The following is a 19,986-nucleotide window of genomic DNA, read 5'->3' as shown; positions in this document are numbered from 1 at the left end:
GCCATCCGCGGCTAATCCACTCCTGACCTAGTCGACCAGTCCTTCTTGAATCCCCTGGCAGACGCTGGGGGGTTTTTTCTTCTACCGCCCTCTCCGATCCAGGTGGGAGACCAAAATGGCAAACGGTTTCACCAGGATCTTTCCCCCAGTCAGTTAGAGTAGGGCTATCGCATCTGCGAGTAAAGGATATGGCGATCATTTCTTCTCGGGCTGCGGGGGCTGAGGATCCCGGGCAGCGGCAGCAAAAGAGTTCTGCTCGCAGAAGAGAGTCGAAATTGGCTTTTGCTAGGGCGGAAGGGCTACTGCAACCGCAGGCTCACCCCAGCGAAGCTCAAGAAGAATCCCTGCGCCCGCGCACCCTGGCAGAGTACATTGGCCAGACAGAGCTGAAGGAAGTGCTCTCCATCGCTATTGCAGCGGCCCGCGCCCGCGGGGAGCCTTTGGATCACCTGCTGTTCTACGGCCCGCCTGGCTTGGGCAAAACCACGGTGGCCGCGGTGCTGGCGGCGGAGATGGGATCCCGCTTCTACATGACCACGGCCCCGGCGCTGGAGAGCCCCCGTGACATTGCCGGCTACTTGGTGCGCCTGAAGCAGGGGGACGTGCTGTTTATCGACGAGATCCACCGCCTGCCCAAGGTAACCGAAGAGCTGCTCTATCCAGCAATGGAGGATTTTCGCCTCGACATCACTGTTGGCAAGGGACGCTCGGCCCGCATCACCTCCATACCCCTGGAGCGCTTTACCCTCATCGGGGCCACTACCCGCATTGGCGCTCTGACTTCGCCGCTGCGGGATCGCTTTGGCCAGGTGCAGCGGCTGCGCTTCTATGAGCCCCACGAACTGGCGGAAATTGTGTTGCGCAGCGCTCGCCTCTTGAACACCTCCATTGACCGAGCGGGAGCCGAGGAGATTGCCCGCCGATCCCGAGGCACACCGCGCATTGCCAACCGCCTCCTGAAGCGAGTGCGCGATTATGCCCAGGTGCGGGGGGATGGCCACATCAGCCGTGAGGTGGCAGCCGCTGCCCTGGAGCTGTTTCAGGTGGATCCCATGGGTTTGGACTGGACGGATCGCAAGCTGCTGACGGTACTGGTGGAGCAGTTTGGGGGAGGGCCCGTGGGCTTGGAGACCATGGCCGCAGTGACAGGTGAAGATCCCCAGACAATTGAGGAGGTGTACGAACCCTACCTGCTGCAGATTGGCTACCTGCAGCGCACGCCAAGGGGTCGGGTGGTTACCCCCGCTGCCCTGCAGCACTTAGGCTACACAGCCCAGTCCCCTCTGCCTGTGTGGAGCTAATGGTTTTCCTCTCCCACCAGGGGAGAGGGGGGTTGAGCTAGCTGCGATCGTTGCTGCCAACAGGTCTGAAACTGGGCACCACGAGCTCCTTGTTTTGCTTGGTGAGGCGGCCATACAGCTCTTGGGTGTTGGGGAAGTTGGCCGCCGGCAAGGTGGGGAAGCGGCGGTAGGGCACCGTGTCCTCGCCGAAGAGATCGCGATACTCCTGGGTGTTGAGCAGGGCGCGCACGAAGGCCTTCAACCCCTGGGTGGCCAAGATCTGGTTGTACTTGCGGATCTCCTGCTGGTTTAGGGGTGCGCGGCCCAGGAAGTGCTTGGTGCCCAGCTCGATCACCTTGGTATTGGGATAGGGAGCGTAGAACTCGGAGCGGTACAGTTCCGAGCACCCCAGCGCCTCGACGAACTCCTTGACGGTGATCTCGCCATTGCGCAGCTTGGACTCGGCAGAGCTGAGCTCGGCGCTGATGTTGTAGATGTCCATGTCGCGCTCGAAGATCTGCCGGTAGGCGGCGCGGATGAGGTTGTTGACCTCGGCTTTGTTGGCCAGGCTGGTGAGCTTGAAGATGGGTACCTCCTGGCGCACCTTGGGCACCCCCTGCTGGACTCGCCGCTGGATCTCCAGCTCGCCGGAGGGCTTGTCCTGGGGCTGGCCCAGCTTGACAAAGAGGGGGATATCGTCGTCGGTGCGGATGGGCCTGGTGACCACGGCCATGTCGCTGGATCCGGGGCGCATGCGCCGCCGCGCTAGACCGGCAGGGGTGAGGTAGCGCTCGTAGGGCACGACGTCTTCCCCGAAGACCTGCTGGTACTCCTCGCTGTCGAGGATGGCGTCCACCACGGCGTAGAAGCCCTGCTTGGAGGCGATGTCAAACAGCCGGTTCATCTCCTGCCGGCCGTAGGTGGGCCGGCCCAGCAGCTTGCGGTGGATGAACTCGATGGCCTTGCAGACATAGAGACTAGACCAGTACTTGTTGCGGAACAGATCTGACTTGGCCAACTGGCGGACAAACTCTTTGACGGTAATCTCGCCCGACTCCAGCTTGATCTCCCAGCGGGTTAGCCGTTGGCCTTCATAGGGCACATAGCCGTACACCTGCTGGTAGCAGGCGCGGATCACCGCCTGGGTCGAGACTTCGCTGCCAACAACCCCGGCCCGCACCCCCAAACGCCGGCTGCGATCGCCAGGGGTTTGGGTAAGCTTGAAGACTTTGGGGCCAAGGCTGCCGGGATCCCCTGCCGCCTTGGGATTGGTGCGCTCGTTGGTGAGGGCAAAGCCGCGCCGAATAAGGATGCGCTTGACATCCTTGTTGAAGGGGGCGGGGCTGGCGTTGAGGGAGCGGGTTTCTTTGGGGAAGATGGCGCCAAATTGGATCTCCAGCGGGTCGTTGCCGACACCGTAGGCGTGCTGATCCGGCAGGGGGCGGTTGTAGCGGGCAAAGAGGGTAATGAATTGGGGCACCTTGCGGCGCGGAGCCGCGTAGTTGTAGAGGTCAAACTTGGGCCCCCAGTTGGCGCTGGTTTGGGCTTCCACCCCCAGCTTGCGCAGGTAGGGCACCGTCTCCTCGCCGAAGTAGTCGCCGTACTCGCGGCTGTCCACCAGCGCATCCACCAAGCCGGCCAGGCCCTTGCTGGAGACGATGGCAAAGTAGGTCTGCACCTCTTCACGGGTCTCTGGTGCCCGTCCCAGGAAGTGGCGGAAGGCCAGCTCCACAACGCGGCTGTTGATGTAGGGCTCGTAGAACTGCTTGCGGTAGAGTTCGGATTTGCCCAGGCGGCGGATAAACTCCTTCATGGAGATCTCGCCGTTTTTGACCTTCGACTCCAGGTCGGCCAGCTTAAGGCCATAGGCACGGCGGATATCCCGCTCGAACACCTGCCGGTAGGCGGCTTTGATGACCTCTTCTTTCTCAGCATTGGAAAGCCCCGGCTTCATGGCAAAGACGGGAACCTTTTCTGCGGCCAAGTTGTAAACCTGGGGTAGCTGTAGCCCTTGCAAGGGCAGGCCATCGGCGGTGCTGGCGTTGCGCTGCCGCAGCTTGTCGGAGGGAGCAGGGGCAATGAACTCGCTCAAGAGCACGTCGAAATACTGGTTGATGATGGCCACCGCCTCGCCATCTTTGCGGAAGTAGCTGGCTGAGGCCCGCTTCATCTCTTGGATGGCGACAATGGTGGCCTCGGCAGAGCAGGCGTTTTCGATGATCTCCCGCAGGCCCCGGGTGTTAACCACAAGGATGTTGGGATCCCCGGCCACCAGGGCGTAGGTGACATAGCGCAGGAACCAGCTTAGATCCCGCAGGGACTTGCGCATGTTGGCAGCCCCGTAGCGGGAGATGTTGATGGGGCGGAAGTTGGGCGGGATCTCCACGCCGCTGGCGCTGAAGAGATTGCGGATGGCCTCGAGGAAGCCACCCGTGGACTCCACATAGAAGGCGGTGCCCAGCTTAAAGGCTTCTTTCTCGTCTTGAGTGACTTCTGGCCGCTCCAGGTAGGCCATGGGGGAGCCGCCGGTGAAGATGCGGTTGGCAGCCCGGCTGACAATGATTTCGGAGTTGGCGGCGATGACCTCGGCAATCTGCAGCCGCTTCAGACCGCTGGAGAAAAAGTCGTCAAGGCGATCCAGCTCGGTGCGCGAGAGGTAGCGATCCTGCTGTTCTGCCTGGGAGATGGTGGAGAGGGGCACGGTTTGGTAAAGACGGGGGCTGGAGACGACTGCGCCGCCAGATGCGTTGATACCCATCGCTCTCTTAAACTCCGTTTATCGAAAAACTGCCGACAAGGCTCAGGGAGGATGCCCCGGGAAAGGGGCTGACCCATGGACTTAGCTAAACCGGCCCCCATCCCTCTCAGAGTTGGGGAGGAATGGACGCCGCGTCCCTGAGGGGGAAGCCAAGCCTAGAATACTAGGGGGATGCGACCAGAGGGGGGAGGTTGTTGCAGTTTGTAACACTCATTCTCAGTTGCCTTCTCGTCAAAAACCATGGCCTCTGACCCTTCTTTGCACCTTCCCGACTCTCTGCGGGCAGACTGGGAACAGGGATGCTACGGCTCTGTTGCTCAAAGTTTGCAGCGGCAGCTTGAGCAGGGATCCCAAGAGCCCCTGCTGTATTGGTGGCTGGGATCTGCCTACCTACTCCTGGGGCGGGAGCTAGAGGCGCAGCTCACTTGGCAGGAGGGTCTGGCCCTCCTAGGGGCCGAAGCTGAGGCTACCCGCTGCTGGGCAGAGGGACTGCTGGAGCTGGCAGAGGGGCTGTGGGAAAGGGGGCAGTGGCCGCAGGCGGCGGCTTTGTATCGGCAGTTGCTAGAAAGTGGCGCTGCCCCAGAGGCGGCGTTGGCGGCCCATCGCCTTGGCCTAGTCCAGGAGCGCAGCCGACTGTGGCTAGAAGCAGCAGAGTGGTTTGAAGAGGCCTGCCGCTGGGATCCAACGGCCACGGAGAGCTTTTGGCGCTGGGGCCTGGCCCTGCTCAAGCTGGGCCGGTTGCGGGAGGCCCTCTCCCCTCTCCAGGAGGCAGCGCGGCTAAGGCCAGAGTGGGGGGATCCCTGGGTGCAGATGGGCCTGGCTTGGCTGGATCTGGGGGAGCTGGAGCAGGCGGTGGCCTGCTTTCAGGAGGCAGCGGCGCGGGGCACCCAGACAGCAGAGCTCTACAGCTACTGGGTAGAGGCTCAGGTGCGGCGGAATGACCCGCAGGGGGCTTGGGAGAAGTTCCGGCAGGCGCTGGCGGCGGAGCGGGAGTGGCTACAGGCCTGGTGTGAGGGCAGCGGCAGAGACAGTCGGCTGCGGCTGGAGCTGGAGCAGGCCCTGCAGGGATCCCCGGGCAAGCTTTGGCAAGAGCGGTATCGCCTCTGGCGGCAGCGCTGGATCCCTGCGCAGGCAACCCTTCCTTCCCCAGCCTGCCAGAGCCCACTGCCCAGTGCTGGCAACTCCCTGCCCGTGCCCAGCCAGGGCTACCTCACCACCCGGCAGTGGCACCAGGCCACGGGCGAGGGCAGCTACCAGGTGTTGGATCCAGAAGGGGTTCTCTACCGGCAAGCCCCTCCGACGGCTGACCCTGCCCTTGGGCAAAAGCTGCGCTCACAGCGGATCCCGCTGGCCGAGACCTTTGTGGCCCAGATCCCGCAGGGATCCGTGCACGTGGGCCACTATCCCCGCCACCTCTACGCCAGCTTTGCCAGCGCCGTGCTTACCCGTAGGAGGGAGTTGCTGGCCGACGTCTCCCCCGGCTTGCCACCGCCGGAGTTTCTCGACTGGGACTGGAAGTCGGAGCACCTGGAACACCACCCCATTTGGGACTTGCCTCACCTGCCGCCGCCAATTCCGCTGGAGGGCTCTGCTGCCCTCTTGCCCCTGGGGGCGGTCAACTACTTCCATTGGATGGTGGACATCCTGCCCGCCCTCGAGCTCCTACGCCGCGCCGGCTTCCTCGAAAAGGACATTCCCATCTTGATCCATGGCTACCAGGGCAAGCCCTTCCAGGTGCAGAGCTTAGCTTCCCTGGGGATCCCCACAGAACGCCTTCTAAGCTTCGAGCAGGTGGGGGGATCCCATCTGCAAGCGCAGAACCTCATTGTGCCCTCGCTGGCTGGGCCGGTGGGGTGTCTAACCCCCAGGGGCTGGAAGGTGCTGCAGCAACTGGTTCCTCTGGGGCAGGCGGCGGATCCCTTGTTGCCGCGGCGGGTTTACATTAGCCGTCGTGCTGCACGCTGGCGGCGGGTCATCAACGAGGCGGAGGTGCTGGAGGCCTTGCGCCCCTGGGGCTTTGTGCCTGTGCAACTGGAAGTCCTTTCCCTAGCCGAACAGATAGCCTTGATGCAAAGGGCAGAGGCAGTCATGGGGATCCACGGGGCGGGCCTGACCAACCTTGCCTTTTGTCAGCCTGGCACAATTGCCATCGAGATCTTCCCCAGCAACGCCGTGCTCCCCTACTTCTGGAGCCTTGCCCAGGTGGTGGGGCTAAACTACTTTCCCCTAGTGGCCCCAACCTGCGACCCCGCCCTGGTGGCCCTGCTGGCTAGCCCAGAGCTAGACCGGGAGGATGCCTGGGTGCCGGTTCCGGCTCTACTTGCCTTGCTAGAGCAAACAGGGCTGCAGTAATGGGATCGGAGGGACTCGAACCCTCACGTTCTTGAAGAACAACGGATTTTAAGTCCGTAGCGTCTACCATTCCGCCACGATCCCTAAAGTAGCCGTACTACTCTACCAGACTCTTTGCTGCAGGGGGCTAGGAGGCTTCTATAGGGAGAGTATGGCATGCCAGCTTCTGCCAGACAGCCTGGCGCAAGAAATGGGCCAGGGCGGCTACGCAGTCTCGATCCTCAAAAAGCAGGTCGCGCCGCTGTTGGATCTGCTGAGAAATTTGCTGCCGAAATTGGGGATCCCTTCCCAGTTGCACGGCTAGATCTTCGTAGCGCTGGAGGTCTTGGGCAATCAAAAGATCAAGGCCCATCCTTTTGAGGATGGCGTAGGTGTGGCGGCCCCGCAGGAACCGGCCAGGGCAGGTGACCACCGGCAAGCCGGCAGCAATGGCTTCCAGGGTGGTGATCCCGCCCGACCAGCCGTAGGAGTCCAGCATGATGTCCGCGCAGCGATTGAGATCTAGGTAGTCTTGATGATCCAAGGCGGGCAGGATTCGACAGTGGTCTTCCACCGCAAGACCATAGCTGGAAAAGATGGAGGCAAGCCGCTGCCAGAAGCGCTGACCAATGGCGGCATTGGGCAAGGCCAAGAAGACAAATTGGGCCCTGGGCACTTGCCGAGCAATAGCTGGAAAAAGGTAGTCGTATTGCGGCAGGTACTTGCCCAAATACTGGCAGGTGAGATAGACAACGGCCTCTTGAGGCAGACCAAAGTCCTCGCGGTAACGTCTCTGGGGAGGCAAAACGGGCTTTTCAAAACAGGTACCCAGGCGGGGCAGTCGAACCAGGGTTTCGCTGTAGTGGGCCTGCCCATTTTCAGGCTCCATGAGGTCGCTGGAGAGAAAGTAGTCAATGGTCGACAGTCCCGAAGTAACGGGATGAGCCCAGGTGGAGCATTGGACGGGGGCTAGCCGCAGGGACGCCAGCTGCAACATAAGGGGAGAAAGGCCAATTTCCAGGTACACCAAAACATCCAGCTGATCCTGCAAAATTTGGCGGGCAGCCTCTTCAAAGCCAGTGGGAATGTGGCGGAAGACATCGGCATGCTGACGATATTGCTCCGTCAGGAAATCAACTCTGGGATCCAAGTGGTAGGCAAAGACCTGGAAAGGCTGCTTGGAGCTGGCCTTTAAGTACTTCACCCACCCCAAAGAAAGGCGGCTGTAAGAGCAAGCGCGCATGGAGGCCGAGACAAACCCAACGCGAATGGGATCCCCTGGCCGGGCTTGCCGGGGAAGATACTCCCAATCGGGGTAGCAGGCTTTCACAATGCGCTGCACCAACTGAGCGTATTTCTTCTGCAGCTCCAAGTCGTCGTAGCCCTGGTACTGCAGAAGGTGAGGCGTTCCCCAACTTGACCCTAAAAAGGCAAGCCGCCGCTGCTCTGGGGTGTCTAGAGGCGTCTCCTGAATGAGGCGATCCAGGTGTTCTACAAAGCGCAAGCGAAAGCGGTGCAGCTCCTGTTCATCCTGATAGATAGCCGGCAGATAGAGGTGGTAAAGCCAGCGGGCTTGCACCAAGTTAGGATCCAAAGTCCATGCCTTTTCCAGGTGATCCAGAGCCGCGCTGTGTTCCCCTTGCTCGCGATGGGCTATCCCCAGATAAAAATGCACCTCAGCCCAAGGGATCCCTGCTAGTGGATCTGGATTTTCTAACAGGGAGCCCAGCAAGGAGATTGCCTCTTCGTGGCGGCCTAGGTTAACAAGAATCTTGCCCGCTTGAAAGGCAGAAAGGTAAGCCTTGGGATGGAGGCTCAGGCTTTGCCGATAGCAAGATAGAGCCTTTTCCAGTTGCCCCAAAGACTCATAGACAACGCCCAGGTTGTGGTGATAGAGGGCTACGCGGGGATTGAGCTCAATGGCCTCGGCAATCAAAGCAGCCGCCCATTCCTCCTCCCCTTTGGCGTGGGCCACCGTCCCCAGCAGATGGAGAGCGTCGGCTTGATCTGGAAACTCCACCAGAATTTCTGAGTAGATGGCTTCCGCTGTCCGCAGGTCGCCAGCCTGCTGGGCCTGGATCCCGGCTAGAAGCTTCTCTGTAAGGGTGAGATCCGACATCGACAGCCACGGAAGCTGGAGAACTTCCCCCACTATAGGCGCTTCAGCTCGGTCAGAACCCTCCTCACCGCCCCCTGAGGCTCATGTTGCCAAAAGCACAAGAAAACGGTATCCGCAGCTCTGCGAGCAATCCACCAAAACCCCAAAAGGCTGATTCTTTCGTCAGATCCCTCGACGCCTTGCGCCACAAGGCTTTCAGGCCCCAAAGCCCCCTCGCCATAGCTCCTTTTGCCAACTTTTTCTCGGATCCCTCGCAAATGGGTCTTGCATCCCTTGCCCTGCTTGGGTTTAATGGGGGTAGAGTTCCCCCTTTGTGGGGATCCCTAGAAATTGGAAACCCCGTCTTTTAGGTTAAGGTTTGATGTGTAATCTAGACAGTTCCCCCTTCGTGGGGATCCCTAGAAATTGGAAACTTGTAGATTGACAGGTGCTACAATTACAACCCTCATCCCGTTCCCCCTTCGTGGGGATCCCTAGAAATTGGAAACGCCTCCTTGAGGGAGAACCCATTAATCTTCATTTCAGCTGTTCCCCCTTGGTGGGGATCCCTAGAAATTGGAAACTACGGGCGGTCGGCAGCAACGCGGATGTGCAGCTTGGAGTTCCCCCTTTGTGGGGATCCCTAGAAATTGGAAACCAGAATTGAGCGTTAGCAGGGCTAACGTGGGCCTTATAGTTCCCCCTTTGTGGGGATCCCTAGAAATTGGAAACCCCTGGACGGCTTCACCTACACGTGTCCAAAGTGGCCCAGTTCCCCCCTTGTGGGGATCCCTAGAAATTGGAAACCTGCCGCAGCAGCAGTTCTGCTTGCGCCCTCAGTTTAACGTTCCCCCTTTGTGGGGATCCCTAGAAATTGGAAACGGCAAACCTCCAACGGAGCATAGACCCAGAACACTACCACCTGTTCCCCCTTTGTGGGGATCCCTAGAAATTGGAAACGCATCCACCTTGATCGCTTATCTTGCTGACGGCTAGGTAGTTCCCCCTTTGTGGGGATCCCTAGAAATTGGAAACCTGACCTCCTAACAGAGATAGGTTTTCAAAAATATAAGGTTCCCCCTTCGTGGGGATCCCTGGACATTGGAAATCTCAAATTCTGGCGGGATCCGATCCTCATCGATCAAGTTTCTCCTTCGGGGGGATCTCTAGAAATTGGAAACAGTTCCACATAGACGAATGAGTTCGCTGATCCAGCCGATGCCTGTAATCAAGGGGTTATCCCACTCCTCGAAGTAGACCCGTGGACGGCGGCGCCGTTGCTGTCCACGCTGCATAGCTCGGTGCAATCCCTCCCGCAAGGAGCGCACATATGCCCGTGCCTGAGCAGCTCGCCCCACCAGTGCCCCAAGGCGCAGGATCATGGAGAGGATCCCCTCAACCGTGCGCTGGTTGAAGCAGACAACCTCCACCCCCTGGCGAATGAGCTCAGCGCAAATGTTTGCCTGCAGATCGGACCATGCAAGCACAACATCGGGCTGCAGCGCCAAAATCCGTTCGATGTTGGCATCCAGAAGGGTGGACACCTTCGGCTTCTTCCGCGCCTCCGGCGGACGCACCGTAAATCCAGAAATGCCGACGACGAGATCCCCAGCACCCAGGGCGTAGAGCGTCTCTGCCGTCTCCTCCGTCAAGCACACGATGCGCTCTGGCAATCGCGGTCGCGGAACATGTCTGCCAATCATCGGGATTGCTTCGAGCGAGTCCACAAAGTGGTTTGCCAGATTCTGGCAGGCAAAGTTACTACCTACGGTCACCTTGCCGAGGCCCTGGGGGTACGCTCCGCTGCACGCAGGGTCGGTTGAGCGCTCTAGGCTGCCCGCTTCAATGCCTCACCCCGACGCTCATGCAAGAGCTCTCGCAGTCGGAAGGGGTTCAATGCAAGACGACTGCGGGGGGTTCCTAGAAATTGGAGACAGCTTTAGGAAAGGTCCGCCGCTACCCGGTGGGCGCAGGCAAACCCAGAGAAAGCGACAGCGTTGAGTCCCTGGCCGGGGAATGTGCTATCCCCCACGCAGTAGAGGTTGGGGATGGCCGTGCGGTTGAAGGGCATGCCCAAGAGTCCCCAGGGAGTGCCGCGAGGGATGGGGCCGTAGGTACCATTAACGCGGCCTAAGAAGCGGCGGTGGGTGCGGGGCGTGCCCACTTCCTGCAGTTCAATGTGGGATCCCAGCTCTGGCCAAAGGGCCTCCAGACGGCGGATAAGGCGCTGGGCTGCCGCTTGTTTTTGTTGCCGGTACTGCTCTGGGCTCAAGCCCTGCCACGTCTGCATCCAACTGGGGGTAAAGGCGTGGACAATGTGGCGGCCCGGCGGCGCCAGCTCCGGATCCAAAAGCGTGGGGATGGAGACGAAGATCGTGCCCTGCTCCGCCTCCAGGTCTTGCCAATCTTCTAGAAGAATGTGGTGGCAGTAGCGCTCGCCGGCCAGAGGCTCGGCCCGCACCCCCAAGTGCAGGCTTAAGAAACTGGGGGACTGTTGGTAGCGGCTTTGCCAGCGCCGCTCCGCCGCCGGCAGGGATCCCGGCCAGAGGCGCTCAAAAGTATCCCAGCGGGTGGCATTGGAGATGACCTTGCGGGCCCAGAGCTTTTCCCCTGTGGAGAGCTCGACCCCCACTGCTCGTCCGCGCTCTTCCAGAATCCGCCGCACCGGCGCCCCGTAGCGGATTTGCCCGCCGCAGGCCTCTAGCCCCTGGGCCAGCTTCTGGGCAATCTGCCCCACCCCTCCCTTGGGGTAGTTGACGCCGCCGTAGTGGCGGTCGCAAAACACCATGCCGGCGTTGATCATGGGCGTGCGCTCTGCCGGCACCACCGACCAGCAGTAGCACTCCATGTCCACAAAGCGCAGCAGCGCCGGATCGCGTAGGTGGCGCCGCGCCACCTGGCCCACATTGGCCGGCAAATAGCGGGCCAAAGTCAGGCAGGCGCGGGGGTTGCCGACAAAAGAGCGCCAGAGATAGCCCCACTCCTCCAAAGAGAGCAGCTCCAGGGCGTTAAGGCTGTTGAAGATAGGCCAGAAGCTGTCGTAGAAACGGCGGATGCTGCCCGCTTCCTGAGGGAAATAGCTAGCTAGCTCCTGCAAAAACTCCTCGTAGTTCCGGTGTACGCGCGGGCTGAGCCCCTGGGGCAGGTGGTAGGCAATCTGCACCGGGTCGGGGATGGAGTCCAAAGACTGGTCCACGGCAGCCAAGGCGCGGGTAAGCAGATTGGTGGTGCCCTGAGTGCCCAGGCCAAAGATCATGGAAGCCCCGACATCAAAGCGATAGATCCCGTTGCCGTTGGGATCCGGGCGCTCAAAGTAGCCGGCGCTGCCACCAGGGATGAGATATTTTTCCAGCACCAACACCCGGTAGCCCTTGGCCGCCAACTGGGTGGCCGCCACCAGGCCGCCGATCCCAGCGCCGATGACAATGACATCCCACGTTGCCGGGGGAGAGGACTTGAGCTGGGCGGAAGCCTGAGGAAGCAGAGTTTGGGTCAAGGGATCCCTCTCGCACAACGCCAGTATCCTCAACCTACCAGAGCTTGCCAGCAAGCGGCGATCCGCCATCTCCCGGATCCCTAACTCCCCTCTCCCTAAGGGAGAGGGGCTGGGGGTGAGGGGATCCCTTGCCAGCGACTTAGATCAGCTCTTCTAGGCCGCGGCTGCCAACATAGCGGCTATAGGCGTAGATTAGCCCCAGGCTCAGCCCGGTAACCAGAAAGCTGAGGGCCGCTCCAAAAGGGTAGTCCAGGCTGGCGCCAAACTGCATCTGGATGACATTGCCAATCAACAAGGTTTTGCTGCCCCCCAACAAATCGGGCACCACAAACATGCCCAGCGCCGGAATTGCCACCAGGATCAGGCCCGCCGCCAGCCCCGGCAGCGTCTGGGGCAAAAGCACCCACAGGAAAACCTGCCAGCCGTTGGCGTAGAGATCCCTGGCTGCCTCTGCCAGGCGCCAGTCGATGCGCTCTATGGCCGTGTAGAGGGGCAGGACCATGTAGGGCAAGAAGGTGTAGACCATGCCCAGGTACACCGCCAGCCAACTGGGGTAGAGAGCCGTCTGGGGCGGGATCCAGCCCAGCCAGGCCGCCAGCCGTGCCGGCCACCCCTCCGGAGCCAGCACCACCATCCAGGCATAGGTGCGGATCACCAAGTTGGTCCAGAAGGGCACCACCACCAGCGTCAGCAACAGATCCCGCTGTCGGGGCGGGTGGGCGGCAATGAAGAAAGCCAGGGGATAGGCCAGGAGCACACAGAAGAAGGTGGTGACGGCCGCCACCAGCAGGCTGCGGCCCAAGATCTGCCAGTAGATGGGCGTCCAGCCCAGGGGGCCATAGCCGAGAATGCGCAGGTAGTTGGCCAACGTCAGGGGCAGGCCCACCTGGCCAAACTGGCCGCTGCTGAGAAAGCTGCAAACCAGCAGCAACAGCCCCGGCAGCACCAAAAACGTTACCACCCAGAGCACCCCCGGCCCGGCAAAGATGAGGCTGCGCAGCAGCTCCTGCCAAGGGGCGAGCAGCTCCCCTGAGCGCACCTGGAAACGCTGGATCCCTGGCTCTGCCGCTGCTGGCCGCTTCAGCATGGAGCCTCCTGTCGCCGGGGATCCGGCTGCAAGTGCACCAAGTTCTTGGGAGGGAGATGAGCCACTAGGGCCTCCCCGATGGCAAAATCCTGATCCTCGATGTCGGCGTTGAGGGTGAGGGCCTTGAGCTGCTGGCCGCTGGCCGTTTGCAAGAGGTACTGGTTTTCTGCCCCGGTGTAGATGAGGTTTTTTACCCACACCGGCACCTGGTTGGGCAGCAGATCCCAGCCGCTGCGGGAAAGCTGAATCTTTTCCGGGCGGATGGCCAACTGCACCGGCTCCAGGCTGGGTGGGATCCCGGGCACCTTGAGCTTGCCCAGGGGCGTATCGACGCAATCGGTGCCACAGGCGATCCCCTCGATGAGGTTGCTGGCCCCCAAAAAGTCCGCCACAAAGGCTGTTGCCGGCCGCTCGTACACCTCGTCGATGAGGCCAACCTGCTCGATGCGCCCGGCCCGCATCACCGCCACCCGGTCGCTGGTAACCAAGGCCTCCTCCTGGTCGTGGGTAACAAAGATAAACGTCATGCCCAGGCGGCGCTGGAGCTCGCACAACTGCACCTGAAGCTGCTTGCGCAACTTGGCATCCAGAGCCGAGAGCGGCTCATCCAACAGCAGCACCTCCGGCTCGTTGACCAAGGCGCGGGCCAGGGCCACCCGCTGCTGCTGCCCGCCGGAGAGCTCCTGCGGCTTGCGCTTGGCCAGATCCCCAATCTCCACCAATTCCAAAGCGGCGGCCACCCGCTTGCGCAGCGCCTCCCCTCGCACCCCCCGCATGCGCAGGCCAAAGGCAACATTTTCCTCGACGGTCATAAAGGGAAAAAGGGCATAGCTCTGAAACACCGTGTTGACATTGCGCTTGTGGGCGGGCAAATGGCCCACCGGGCGCCCCCGGATCACCACCTCGCCAGCGTCAGCCATCTCCAGGCCGGCGATGATGCGCAGCAGCGTGGTCTTGCCGCAGCCGGAAGGCCCCAACAGGCCAAAAAACTCGCCCCGCCGAATCTGCAAGTCAATGCCGTCGAGGGCCACAAAATCGCCAAAGCGCTTGCGGAGCCCCTTGAGCTCCACATCCCAGTCGGGATCCCTGGAAGTGCCGGCAATGACTCCTGCCACCACAGTTAGCAACCCTGCAATACTCTCTAACTCAGTATGCAGGTTTGGAGAGCGATTGGGGTCACCGAGATCCCGGTCCCGGCGGCTATAGCCATTCCGCCTCAGGCGTTTCCTCTAGTGGCTCCGCTTCCGGCCAAACCCAGTCCGTCAGGTTCTGGGAAGGGATCCCTGGCGGCATGAGCCCGTGGCAACGGGCGCAAAACAGGCAACTGGCACAGCGTTCGCCGTAGGGGAGGGCGGGAAAGGCCTGCGCCTCCAGTTGCCGCAGGCGGCCTAGGGTGGCTTTGAGGTGGGCCAGATCCCGCTCGTAGGCGGCGGCGCTGTAGCGCAACTGAAAAGGCTGCTGCGGGTGCTGCACATACCAAAAGGTAAGCTGCACCTGCTCCGGCTCAAAAGGGCCTGCCAGGGGCAGTTGAGCGGCCACCCCGCAGAGCAACAGCGGGTAAAGGCGCACCTGCCAGTCCTGGGCCAACTGTTCGTCGGGGGGGCGCTGCCGCTCCGTCTTCCAATCGACAATGTGCAGGGATCCCGGCGCAATCACCAGCCGATCCAGGCGAGCCATCAGCTTAAACCCCTCAATCCGTTGCCAGAGGGGCAGTTCCGCCAACACCCGCCCCTGCGGCTGGGCATGGGGACTGGCCAAGAACACCTGCCACCACTGGCGTACTGTCTCCTCCAAGGCCGACAAGCGCGGCTCCACCTGGAGCCCGCGGCTGTACGATTCCACCAGGCGGTGAAACTGGCGTCCCCGCTGCTGCTCCGCTTCGTGCTCAAAGGCATCCGCTGCCGGCCAAATCAGCCGCTCCAGGTACACGTAGCAAAACAAGCGGGGGCAGTAGTCCAACAGCGCCAGAGCCGAAGCTGAGAGGTTGACCTGCTCAAGCGTCAACCTCAGCGGGGAAAAAGCAGCAGGGATCCCAGGCATGGACCAAGAAGAGGAGTTCATGGCCATTCTAGTGCCGCTAGGACTGGAGAATGGCTTCTAGAGCCGCGCGCGGATCTAGACAAGATAAAATTAAGCTCAGGCTCGTGCTAGAGGTCTTGGTTTTTTGCCGCTAGTGTCTGAGCGTCTGCAAACTGTTTCGAGAGCGAGGAAAAGGTCGTGGAGCTAGCTGAGATCGAGGAGTTAATGAGCAAAGCGGTGCAGGCCACCCAGCGTTCCTTCAACACGGTGCGCACCGGGCGGGCTAACGCCAGCCTGCTGGATCGCGTTCAGGTGGAGTACTACGGCGTTCCCACTCCCCTGAAGGCGCTAGCCAGCATCACCACTCCAGATGCCAGCACTCTCTTGATCCAGCCTTTTGATCCCTCGACCCTGGCAGCAATTGAGCGGGCCATCGTCGCCTCCGACCTGGGCCTAACCCCCAGCAACGATGGCAAGGTGGTGCGCCTCAATATCCCTCCTCTAACCGAAGAGCGGCGCAAGGAGCTGAGCAAACAGGTGGCCAAGCTGGCCGAAGAGGGCCGGGTTTCCATTCGCAACATCCGCCGCGACGCCATCGACTCGGTGCGCAAGCGGGAGAAAAACGGCGAGATCTCCGAAGACGAGTCCAAAAGCTTGCAAGAAGAAATCCAGAAATTGACCGACCGCTATATCAAGAAGATCGACGATCTGCTGGCGGAGAAAGAAAAAGAACTGACCACGCTTTAGGGCTTTGTCCTTGAGCACGCCCGCCAACTGTTTTTGGCCCGCTGCAGCCAAGCAGCAGCTCCCTCCCCGGGGCTGGGATCCCGGCCTAGGCCAGCATGGACCTCATCTTGTGTCATCAGTCAGCAGATTTCGACACCCTAGGGGCGGCAGTGGGGGCAGCCCGACTCTACCCTAGCGCCCGCATTGCCTTGACTGGCGGATCCCTGCCGGGAGTGCAGGAGTTCTTAGCCCTCTACCGGGACGAGTTTCCCCTCATCGAGCTGCGTTCGGTGGATCCCCGCCAGGTCCAGCGCTGGATCCTGGTGGATTGTTACGACCCGGATCGCCTCGGTAAGGCTGCTGCCTGGCTGAGCGTTCCTGGGGCGAAGATCGAGATTTTCGACCACCACCTGCCGGCCACCCCGCTGGAAGAGCTGTGGCCGCAGCAGCAGGTCAGCGCTCACATTGAGGCGGTGGGCTCCACCTGTACCCTCCTGGTGGAGCGGCTGCAGGGGGCCGGGATCCGCCTCAGCCCTTTCGAGCGGCTGGCGCTGGCGTTGGGCCTCCACATGGACACGGGATCCCTGACCTTCCCGGAGACCACCGCCCGCGATGCCGCCGCCCTCACCTGGCTGATGCGTCAGGGAGTCAACCTGGTGGTGCTGCGGCGCTTTTTGGGCGATGGCCTCACCCCCCCGATGCAGGAACTGCTCAGCCAGGGACTGGCCCAGATGCAGGTGGAGGCGGTGGGGGAGTACCGCTTGGGAACGTGGCTGCTGGAGCTGCCGGAGTTTGTGCCCGGCTTGGCCGGCCTGGTGATGCGGCTAATGGATCTGACAGGGGTGGACGTGCTGCTCTTGGTGGCACGACAGGGGGAGCGGCTTAGCCTCATCGGGCGGGCGCGGCAGGAGTTTGCCCAACTGGGCCGAGTGATGGCCCGCTACGGTGGCGGCGGCCACGACTGTGCGGCAGCCGCTACCCTAAAAGCTTCTCCAGACCAGCCCCTGCCCGATCCCGCCCAGGTGCTGAGCGACCTCAGCCAGGCGGTTAAAGAGCGGATCCCGCCGCCTGTGACGGCCAAGGATTTGATGTCCTCGCCGGTGCGCACCATCCGACCGGAGGTTACTATCCAGGAGGCGCAGCGGGTGCTGCTGCGCTATGGCCACTCCGGCCTGGTGGTGGTGGATGGCCAGGGCCGCCTGGTGGGAGTGATCTCGCGGCGAGATATCGACATTGCCCTGCACCACGGCTTTGGCCATGCCCCCGTCAAGGGCTACATGACTACCGACGTCAAGACCCTCTCCCCCGACACGCCCCTGGCGGAGATCCAGCGGCTGATGGTGCAGTGGGACATTGGCCGTCTGCCAGTGCTCCAGGATGGCCAGTTGGTGGGGATCGTTACCCGCACCGATGTGTTGCGACACCTGCACCAGCTGCCGGCCCTCTCACCCCAGTTGGCTTCTCCTGCTCTCTCTTGTCCCTTGGATCTCACCTTTGCCGCTCTCTCGCCGCAGCACCGCCGGCTGCTAGAGGAAGCTGCCCGAATTGCCGATGAAAAGGGTCTGCGGCTGTATCTGGTGGGGGGGGCGGTGCGGGATCTGCTGCTGCACCGGTGGGGACGGCAGCCCTCCTCTTGCCTGGAACGGCTGGATTTGGATTTGGTGGTGGATGGGCCTTACCCCTCGACCCCCCAAGGGACGGATCCGCCGGGCTGGGGGTTGATCCTGGGAAAAGCCCTCAAGCAGCACTTCCCGGAGGCGCGCTTGGAGATCCACGGCAAGTTCCAAACCGCCGCCCTGATCTGGCCAGGGGGCTTCTGTGTGGATATTGCCAGCGCCCGCACGGAGTTTTACCCCTACCCGGCCTCGCCTCCTGAGGTGGCCATGGGATCCATCCACCAGGATCTCTACCGACGAGACTTTTCCATCAACGCTCTGGCCCTGCGCCTCAACGGCCCCCAGCGGGGTCAGTTGCTGGATTTTTTCGGGGGGCAAGCCGATTTGCAAAAGGGGATCATCCGCGCCTTGCACCCCAACAGCTTCATCGAGGATCCCACCCGCATCTACCGGGCAGTGCGCTTTGCCGTGCACCTGGGCTTTAGGCTAGACCCGGCGACGGAAGAGTGGATCCGCGCCGCGGTAGCTAGCGGCCTTCACGACGCTGTCGGCGGGGAGCGCCTCAAGCAGGAGCTGGCCTACATCCTCCGCTCCCGCGACTGGCCCTTGGCTTTTGAGCGGCTGGCGGCATGGGGAGCCCTGCGCTGCATTCACCCCGCTTTGACCTGGGATCCCTCCCTGTACCGGCGGCTGCAGCGGGTGGGCCGCTGGGCCTCTCACTTCCGCCGCCGCTACCCTGAGCTGGGATCCCAGGAAATCTGGCAACTGCGCCTGGAAGCCTTGCTCTTGCCCCTGCCCCAGGCACCCCAGGTAGCCAGCCAGCTCCACCTCACCCAAGCGGGCATCGAACGCCTCAGCCATTTCTCCCACTACCAAGCCCTCTTGGCCCAACTGGAGACCGGATCCCTGTCTCCGGCTCAGGTAGTACGGCTGCTGCAGGGGCTGCGCATCCCGGCGGTGATCCTGTTGGCAGGGCTGGCCGCCAAGCCAGCGCGGCGGCTGCTCTGGCGCTACTTGCAGGAGTGGCATTGGGTGAAGCCACCCCTCAACGGGCACGATTTGCGTTGCCTGGGCTACAAGCCGGGCCCTCTTTTTCAGGAGATCTTGGAGCGCCTGCGCTGCCTCACCCTCAACGGCGAGCTTACCACTCGCGCTGAGGCAGAAGCCTGGCTGCGGAAACACTTCCCCTTGCTGCAATCTCAGCCAAAGTAGCCAAAAGAGTAGAGGGGTTGCCCATTTCTGGTAGGACGATCCCATTGCCAGATCGCTAGCCTGAGAGAAGGTTGTCTTGGAGGGATCCAATGCGGGTATTGAAACCTCGCTCTGCTGTCGAGGCAATCCCGTCGGTGGGCCCCATCCCCCCCCAGCGGCGGAGTTGCCGCGTGGCCAAGCCGGTTGCCTTTGCTCTGCTGGCCATCCTTGCCGCCGGGATGGGATCCCCTGCCCAGGCCCAAGACCTGGTTCGGCTGCTGATCCACGGCCTGCAATGGCTGCAGGTGAGCCAGTTAAACGACGCCCAAGAGGTGAGCTTGGGCCGCCAGATCGACCAGCAACTGAAAGCCCGCGGACAGATTCGCGTCAGTTCAAATTTCTATTGGGTGGAGCGGGTGAACCGCATCGGCCAGCGGGTGGCCGCCCACAGCGAACGCCCTAACTTGCCCTATACCTTTCAGGTGGTGGAGGATCCAGACATCAACGCCTTTGCCACGATGGGTGGTTTTGTTTACATCACCACTGGCGCCCTGGAAGCTGCCGACAACGACGACCAAATTGCTGCTGTCTTGGGCCACGAAATCGCCCATATCAGCGAACGTCACGGCCTCCAGCAACTGCAGCAGGCTGCCGCCGCCCGCTTCGGCGCCCAATTGCTGGGACTCGATGACAACACCTTGGCCGCCCTAGCCCTGGAGCTGGGAGTGCGCCGACCGCAAAGCCGCGAAAACGAGTTTGTTGCCGACGAAAAAGGTTTGTGGGCCGCCTATCGCGCTGGCTTCGATCCCAGGGGCATGTCGCAATTTTTGGCCAAGTTGCAATCCCGTCCATCCCTGCCGGACTTCTTGCGTACCCATCCCCCTGTCGCGGAGCGCATCGCCCGCCTCAACCAGCTTATCGCCGAGCACAGCATGGTCAGCCCTGCTGCCTATGGCTCCGGCGGCCCCACTTGGCCTTCGCAATCTCTCCCCCAAACCCAGCGCACCGAAGTTGAGATTCTGCCGGTGCTGCCGGTTTTGCCCTGAGTAGGCCGCTGGGATCCGTTTTCCCCGTAGGGTGGAGGTTCGCATCTGGGGGGAACGCTTCGCACCGCTGGCGCGAGCAGTAGGCGAGGGTAGCCTTGTAAGCTGAGAAAGGGTTTCCTACCTGCCCCGCTGCGCGGTTCACTTGCAGTGGGCCGTAGGACTGGGCAAGCCAGGAGGCATGGGAAGAACATCAAGCAACAGAACGTGCCACACAAAAGGATAGCTTGGTAGCCCCGCACTTGAGTGCAGGGCGGAAAAGCTCGCTAGCCACTTTAGTCGCTTACCCATGATGGGGGTCGTTGATATAGTTTCATAGCTCAAACAACCTCTTCCTGACT

13 protein-coding genes and 1 tRNA gene are annotated in these 19,986 nt (G+C 61.7%); 6 read left to right on the top strand and 8 right to left on the bottom strand.

Translation table 11 applies throughout. The features are described from left to right. Positions 1 to 188: 188 nt before the first annotated feature. Complete coding sequence (gene ruvB / locus NW809_RS03160) at positions 189 to 1,301, top strand: Holliday junction branch migration DNA helicase RuvB (protein WP_011430676.1); 1,113 nt, start codon at positions 189 to 191, stop codon at positions 1,299 to 1,301. A gap of 37 nt (positions 1,302 to 1,338) precedes the next feature. Here the strand turns inward: ruvB and NW809_RS03155 are convergent, their stop codons facing one another. Further along, the gene (locus NW809_RS03155; protein WP_011430677.1) at positions 1,339 to 4,038 is read right to left on the bottom strand and encodes a phycobilisome rod-core linker polypeptide; all 2,700 of its coding nucleotides are present in this window, start codon (positions 4,036 to 4,038) and stop codon (positions 1,339 to 1,341) included. Between the two features lie 240 nt (positions 4,039 to 4,278). Between NW809_RS03155 and NW809_RS03150 the strand changes: the two genes are divergently transcribed. Continuing rightward, positions 4,279 to 6,390 (top strand): glycosyltransferase 61 family protein, encoded by a 2,112-nt coding sequence (locus NW809_RS03150; protein WP_414401509.1) that lies wholly within the window; start codon positions 4,279 to 4,281, stop codon positions 6,388 to 6,390. Here the strand turns inward: NW809_RS03150 and NW809_RS03145 are convergent. The 3 genes from NW809_RS03145 to NW809_RS03135 form a co-directional block, all read right to left on the bottom strand. Then, a tRNA-Leu gene (locus NW809_RS03145) sits at positions 6,391 to 6,474 on the bottom strand. A 43-nt stretch (positions 6,475 to 6,517) separates the two neighbouring features. Continuing rightward, positions 6,518 to 8,488 carry a tetratricopeptide repeat protein gene (locus tag NW809_RS03140; protein WP_414401508.1) on the bottom strand — a complete coding sequence of 657 codons (1,971 nt, stop codon included), beginning with the start codon at positions 8,486 to 8,488 and terminating at the stop codon, positions 6,518 to 6,520. Positions 8,489 to 9,633: 1,145 nt separating this feature from the next. Continuing rightward, positions 9,634 to 10,140, bottom strand: a complete 507-nt coding sequence (locus tag NW809_RS03135) for an ABC transporter substrate-binding protein (RefSeq protein WP_414401507.1) — start codon at positions 10,138 to 10,140, stop codon at positions 9,634 to 9,636. Between the two features lie 15 nt (positions 10,141 to 10,155). Here NW809_RS03135 and NW809_RS03130 point away from each other — a divergent pair, with 15 nt between their 5' ends. Next, positions 10,156 to 10,290 carry an MGMT family protein gene (locus NW809_RS03130; protein ID WP_414401506.1) on the top strand — a complete coding sequence of 45 codons (135 nt, stop codon included), beginning with the start codon at positions 10,156 to 10,158 and terminating at the stop codon, positions 10,288 to 10,290. Between the two features lie 116 nt (positions 10,291 to 10,406). Here NW809_RS03130 and crtH read toward each other — a convergent pair whose 3' ends face one another. From crtH to NW809_RS03110, 4 genes are all read right to left on the bottom strand, one after another. Then, positions 10,407 to 11,963: a carotenoid isomerase gene (gene crtH / locus NW809_RS03125; RefSeq protein WP_414401505.1), complete on the bottom strand. Its 1,557-nt coding sequence runs from the start codon at positions 11,961 to 11,963 to the stop codon at positions 10,407 to 10,409. A 139-nt stretch (positions 11,964 to 12,102) separates the two neighbouring features. Beyond that, positions 12,103 to 13,050: an ABC transporter permease gene (locus NW809_RS03120; RefSeq protein WP_414401504.1), complete on the bottom strand. Its 948-nt coding sequence runs from the start codon at positions 13,048 to 13,050 to the stop codon at positions 12,103 to 12,105. Further along, positions 13,044 to 14,165: an ABC transporter ATP-binding protein gene (locus NW809_RS03115; protein ID WP_414390107.1), complete on the bottom strand. Its 1,122-nt coding sequence runs from the start codon at positions 14,163 to 14,165 to the stop codon at positions 13,044 to 13,046. Before NW809_RS03115 ends, NW809_RS03120 begins: the two co-directional genes overlap by 7 nt. A gap of 85 nt (positions 14,166 to 14,250) precedes the next feature. Then, entirely contained in the window at positions 14,251 to 15,111 is an 861-nt protein-coding gene (locus tag NW809_RS03110) for a PD-(D/E)XK nuclease family protein (RefSeq protein ID WP_049749827.1), read from the bottom strand. A gap of 156 nt (positions 15,112 to 15,267) precedes the next feature. Between NW809_RS03110 and frr the strand changes: the two genes are divergently transcribed. From frr to NW809_RS03095, 3 genes are all read left to right on the top strand, one after another. Beyond that, positions 15,268 to 15,816, top strand: a complete 549-nt coding sequence (gene frr, locus NW809_RS03105; protein WP_011430687.1) for a ribosome recycling factor — start codon at positions 15,268 to 15,270, stop codon at positions 15,814 to 15,816. A gap of 95 nt (positions 15,817 to 15,911) precedes the next feature. Next, positions 15,912 to 18,623, top strand: coding sequence for a CBS domain-containing protein (locus tag NW809_RS03100; protein WP_414401503.1), 2,712 nt, complete (start codon positions 15,912 to 15,914; stop codon positions 18,621 to 18,623). Between the two features lie 89 nt (positions 18,624 to 18,712). After that, positions 18,713 to 19,648 (top strand): M48 family metallopeptidase, encoded by a 936-nt coding sequence (locus tag NW809_RS03095; protein ID WP_099883810.1) that lies wholly within the window; start codon positions 18,713 to 18,715, stop codon positions 19,646 to 19,648. Positions 19,649 to 19,986 lie beyond the last annotated feature (338 nt).

Origin of the sequence: Synechococcus sp. WC101, assembly GCF_047461555.1 — a bacterium.
Lineage (GTDB): Bacteria > Cyanobacteriota > Cyanobacteriia > Thermostichales > Thermostichaceae > Thermostichus.
This window is presented reverse-complemented; position numbering and strand designations above follow the sequence as displayed.

Excerpts from the sequence above, each read along its gene's own strand:
- NW809_RS03150 (WP_414401509.1), top strand. The coding sequence starts at position 4,279 with ATGGCCTCTGACCCTTCTTTGCACCTTCCCGACTCTCTGCGGGCAGAC.
- ruvB (WP_011430676.1), top strand. The coding sequence starts at position 189 with ATGGCGATCATTTCTTCTCGGGCTGCGGGGGCTGAGGATCCCGGGCAG.
- NW809_RS03130 (WP_414401506.1), top strand. The coding sequence starts at position 10,156 with ATGTCTGCCAATCATCGGGATTGCTTCGAGCGAGTCCACAAAGTGGTT.
- NW809_RS03140 (WP_414401508.1), bottom strand. The coding sequence starts at position 8,488 with ATGTCGGATCTCACCCTTACAGAGAAGCTTCTAGCCGGGATCCAGGCC.
- NW809_RS03110 (WP_049749827.1), bottom strand. The coding sequence starts at position 15,111 with ATGAACTCCTCTTCTTGGTCCATGCCTGGGATCCCTGCTGCTTTTTCC.
- NW809_RS03100 (WP_414401503.1), top strand. The coding sequence starts at position 15,912 with ATGGACCTCATCTTGTGTCATCAGTCAGCAGATTTCGACACCCTAGGG.
- NW809_RS03120 (WP_414401504.1), bottom strand. The coding sequence starts at position 13,050 with ATGCTGAAGCGGCCAGCAGCGGCAGAGCCAGGGATCCAGCGTTTCCAG.
- NW809_RS03155 (WP_011430677.1), bottom strand. The coding sequence starts at position 4,038 with ATGGGTATCAACGCATCTGGCGGCGCAGTCGTCTCCAGCCCCCGTCTT.
- NW809_RS03095 (WP_099883810.1), top strand. The coding sequence starts at position 18,713 with ATGCGGGTATTGAAACCTCGCTCTGCTGTCGAGGCAATCCCGTCGGTG.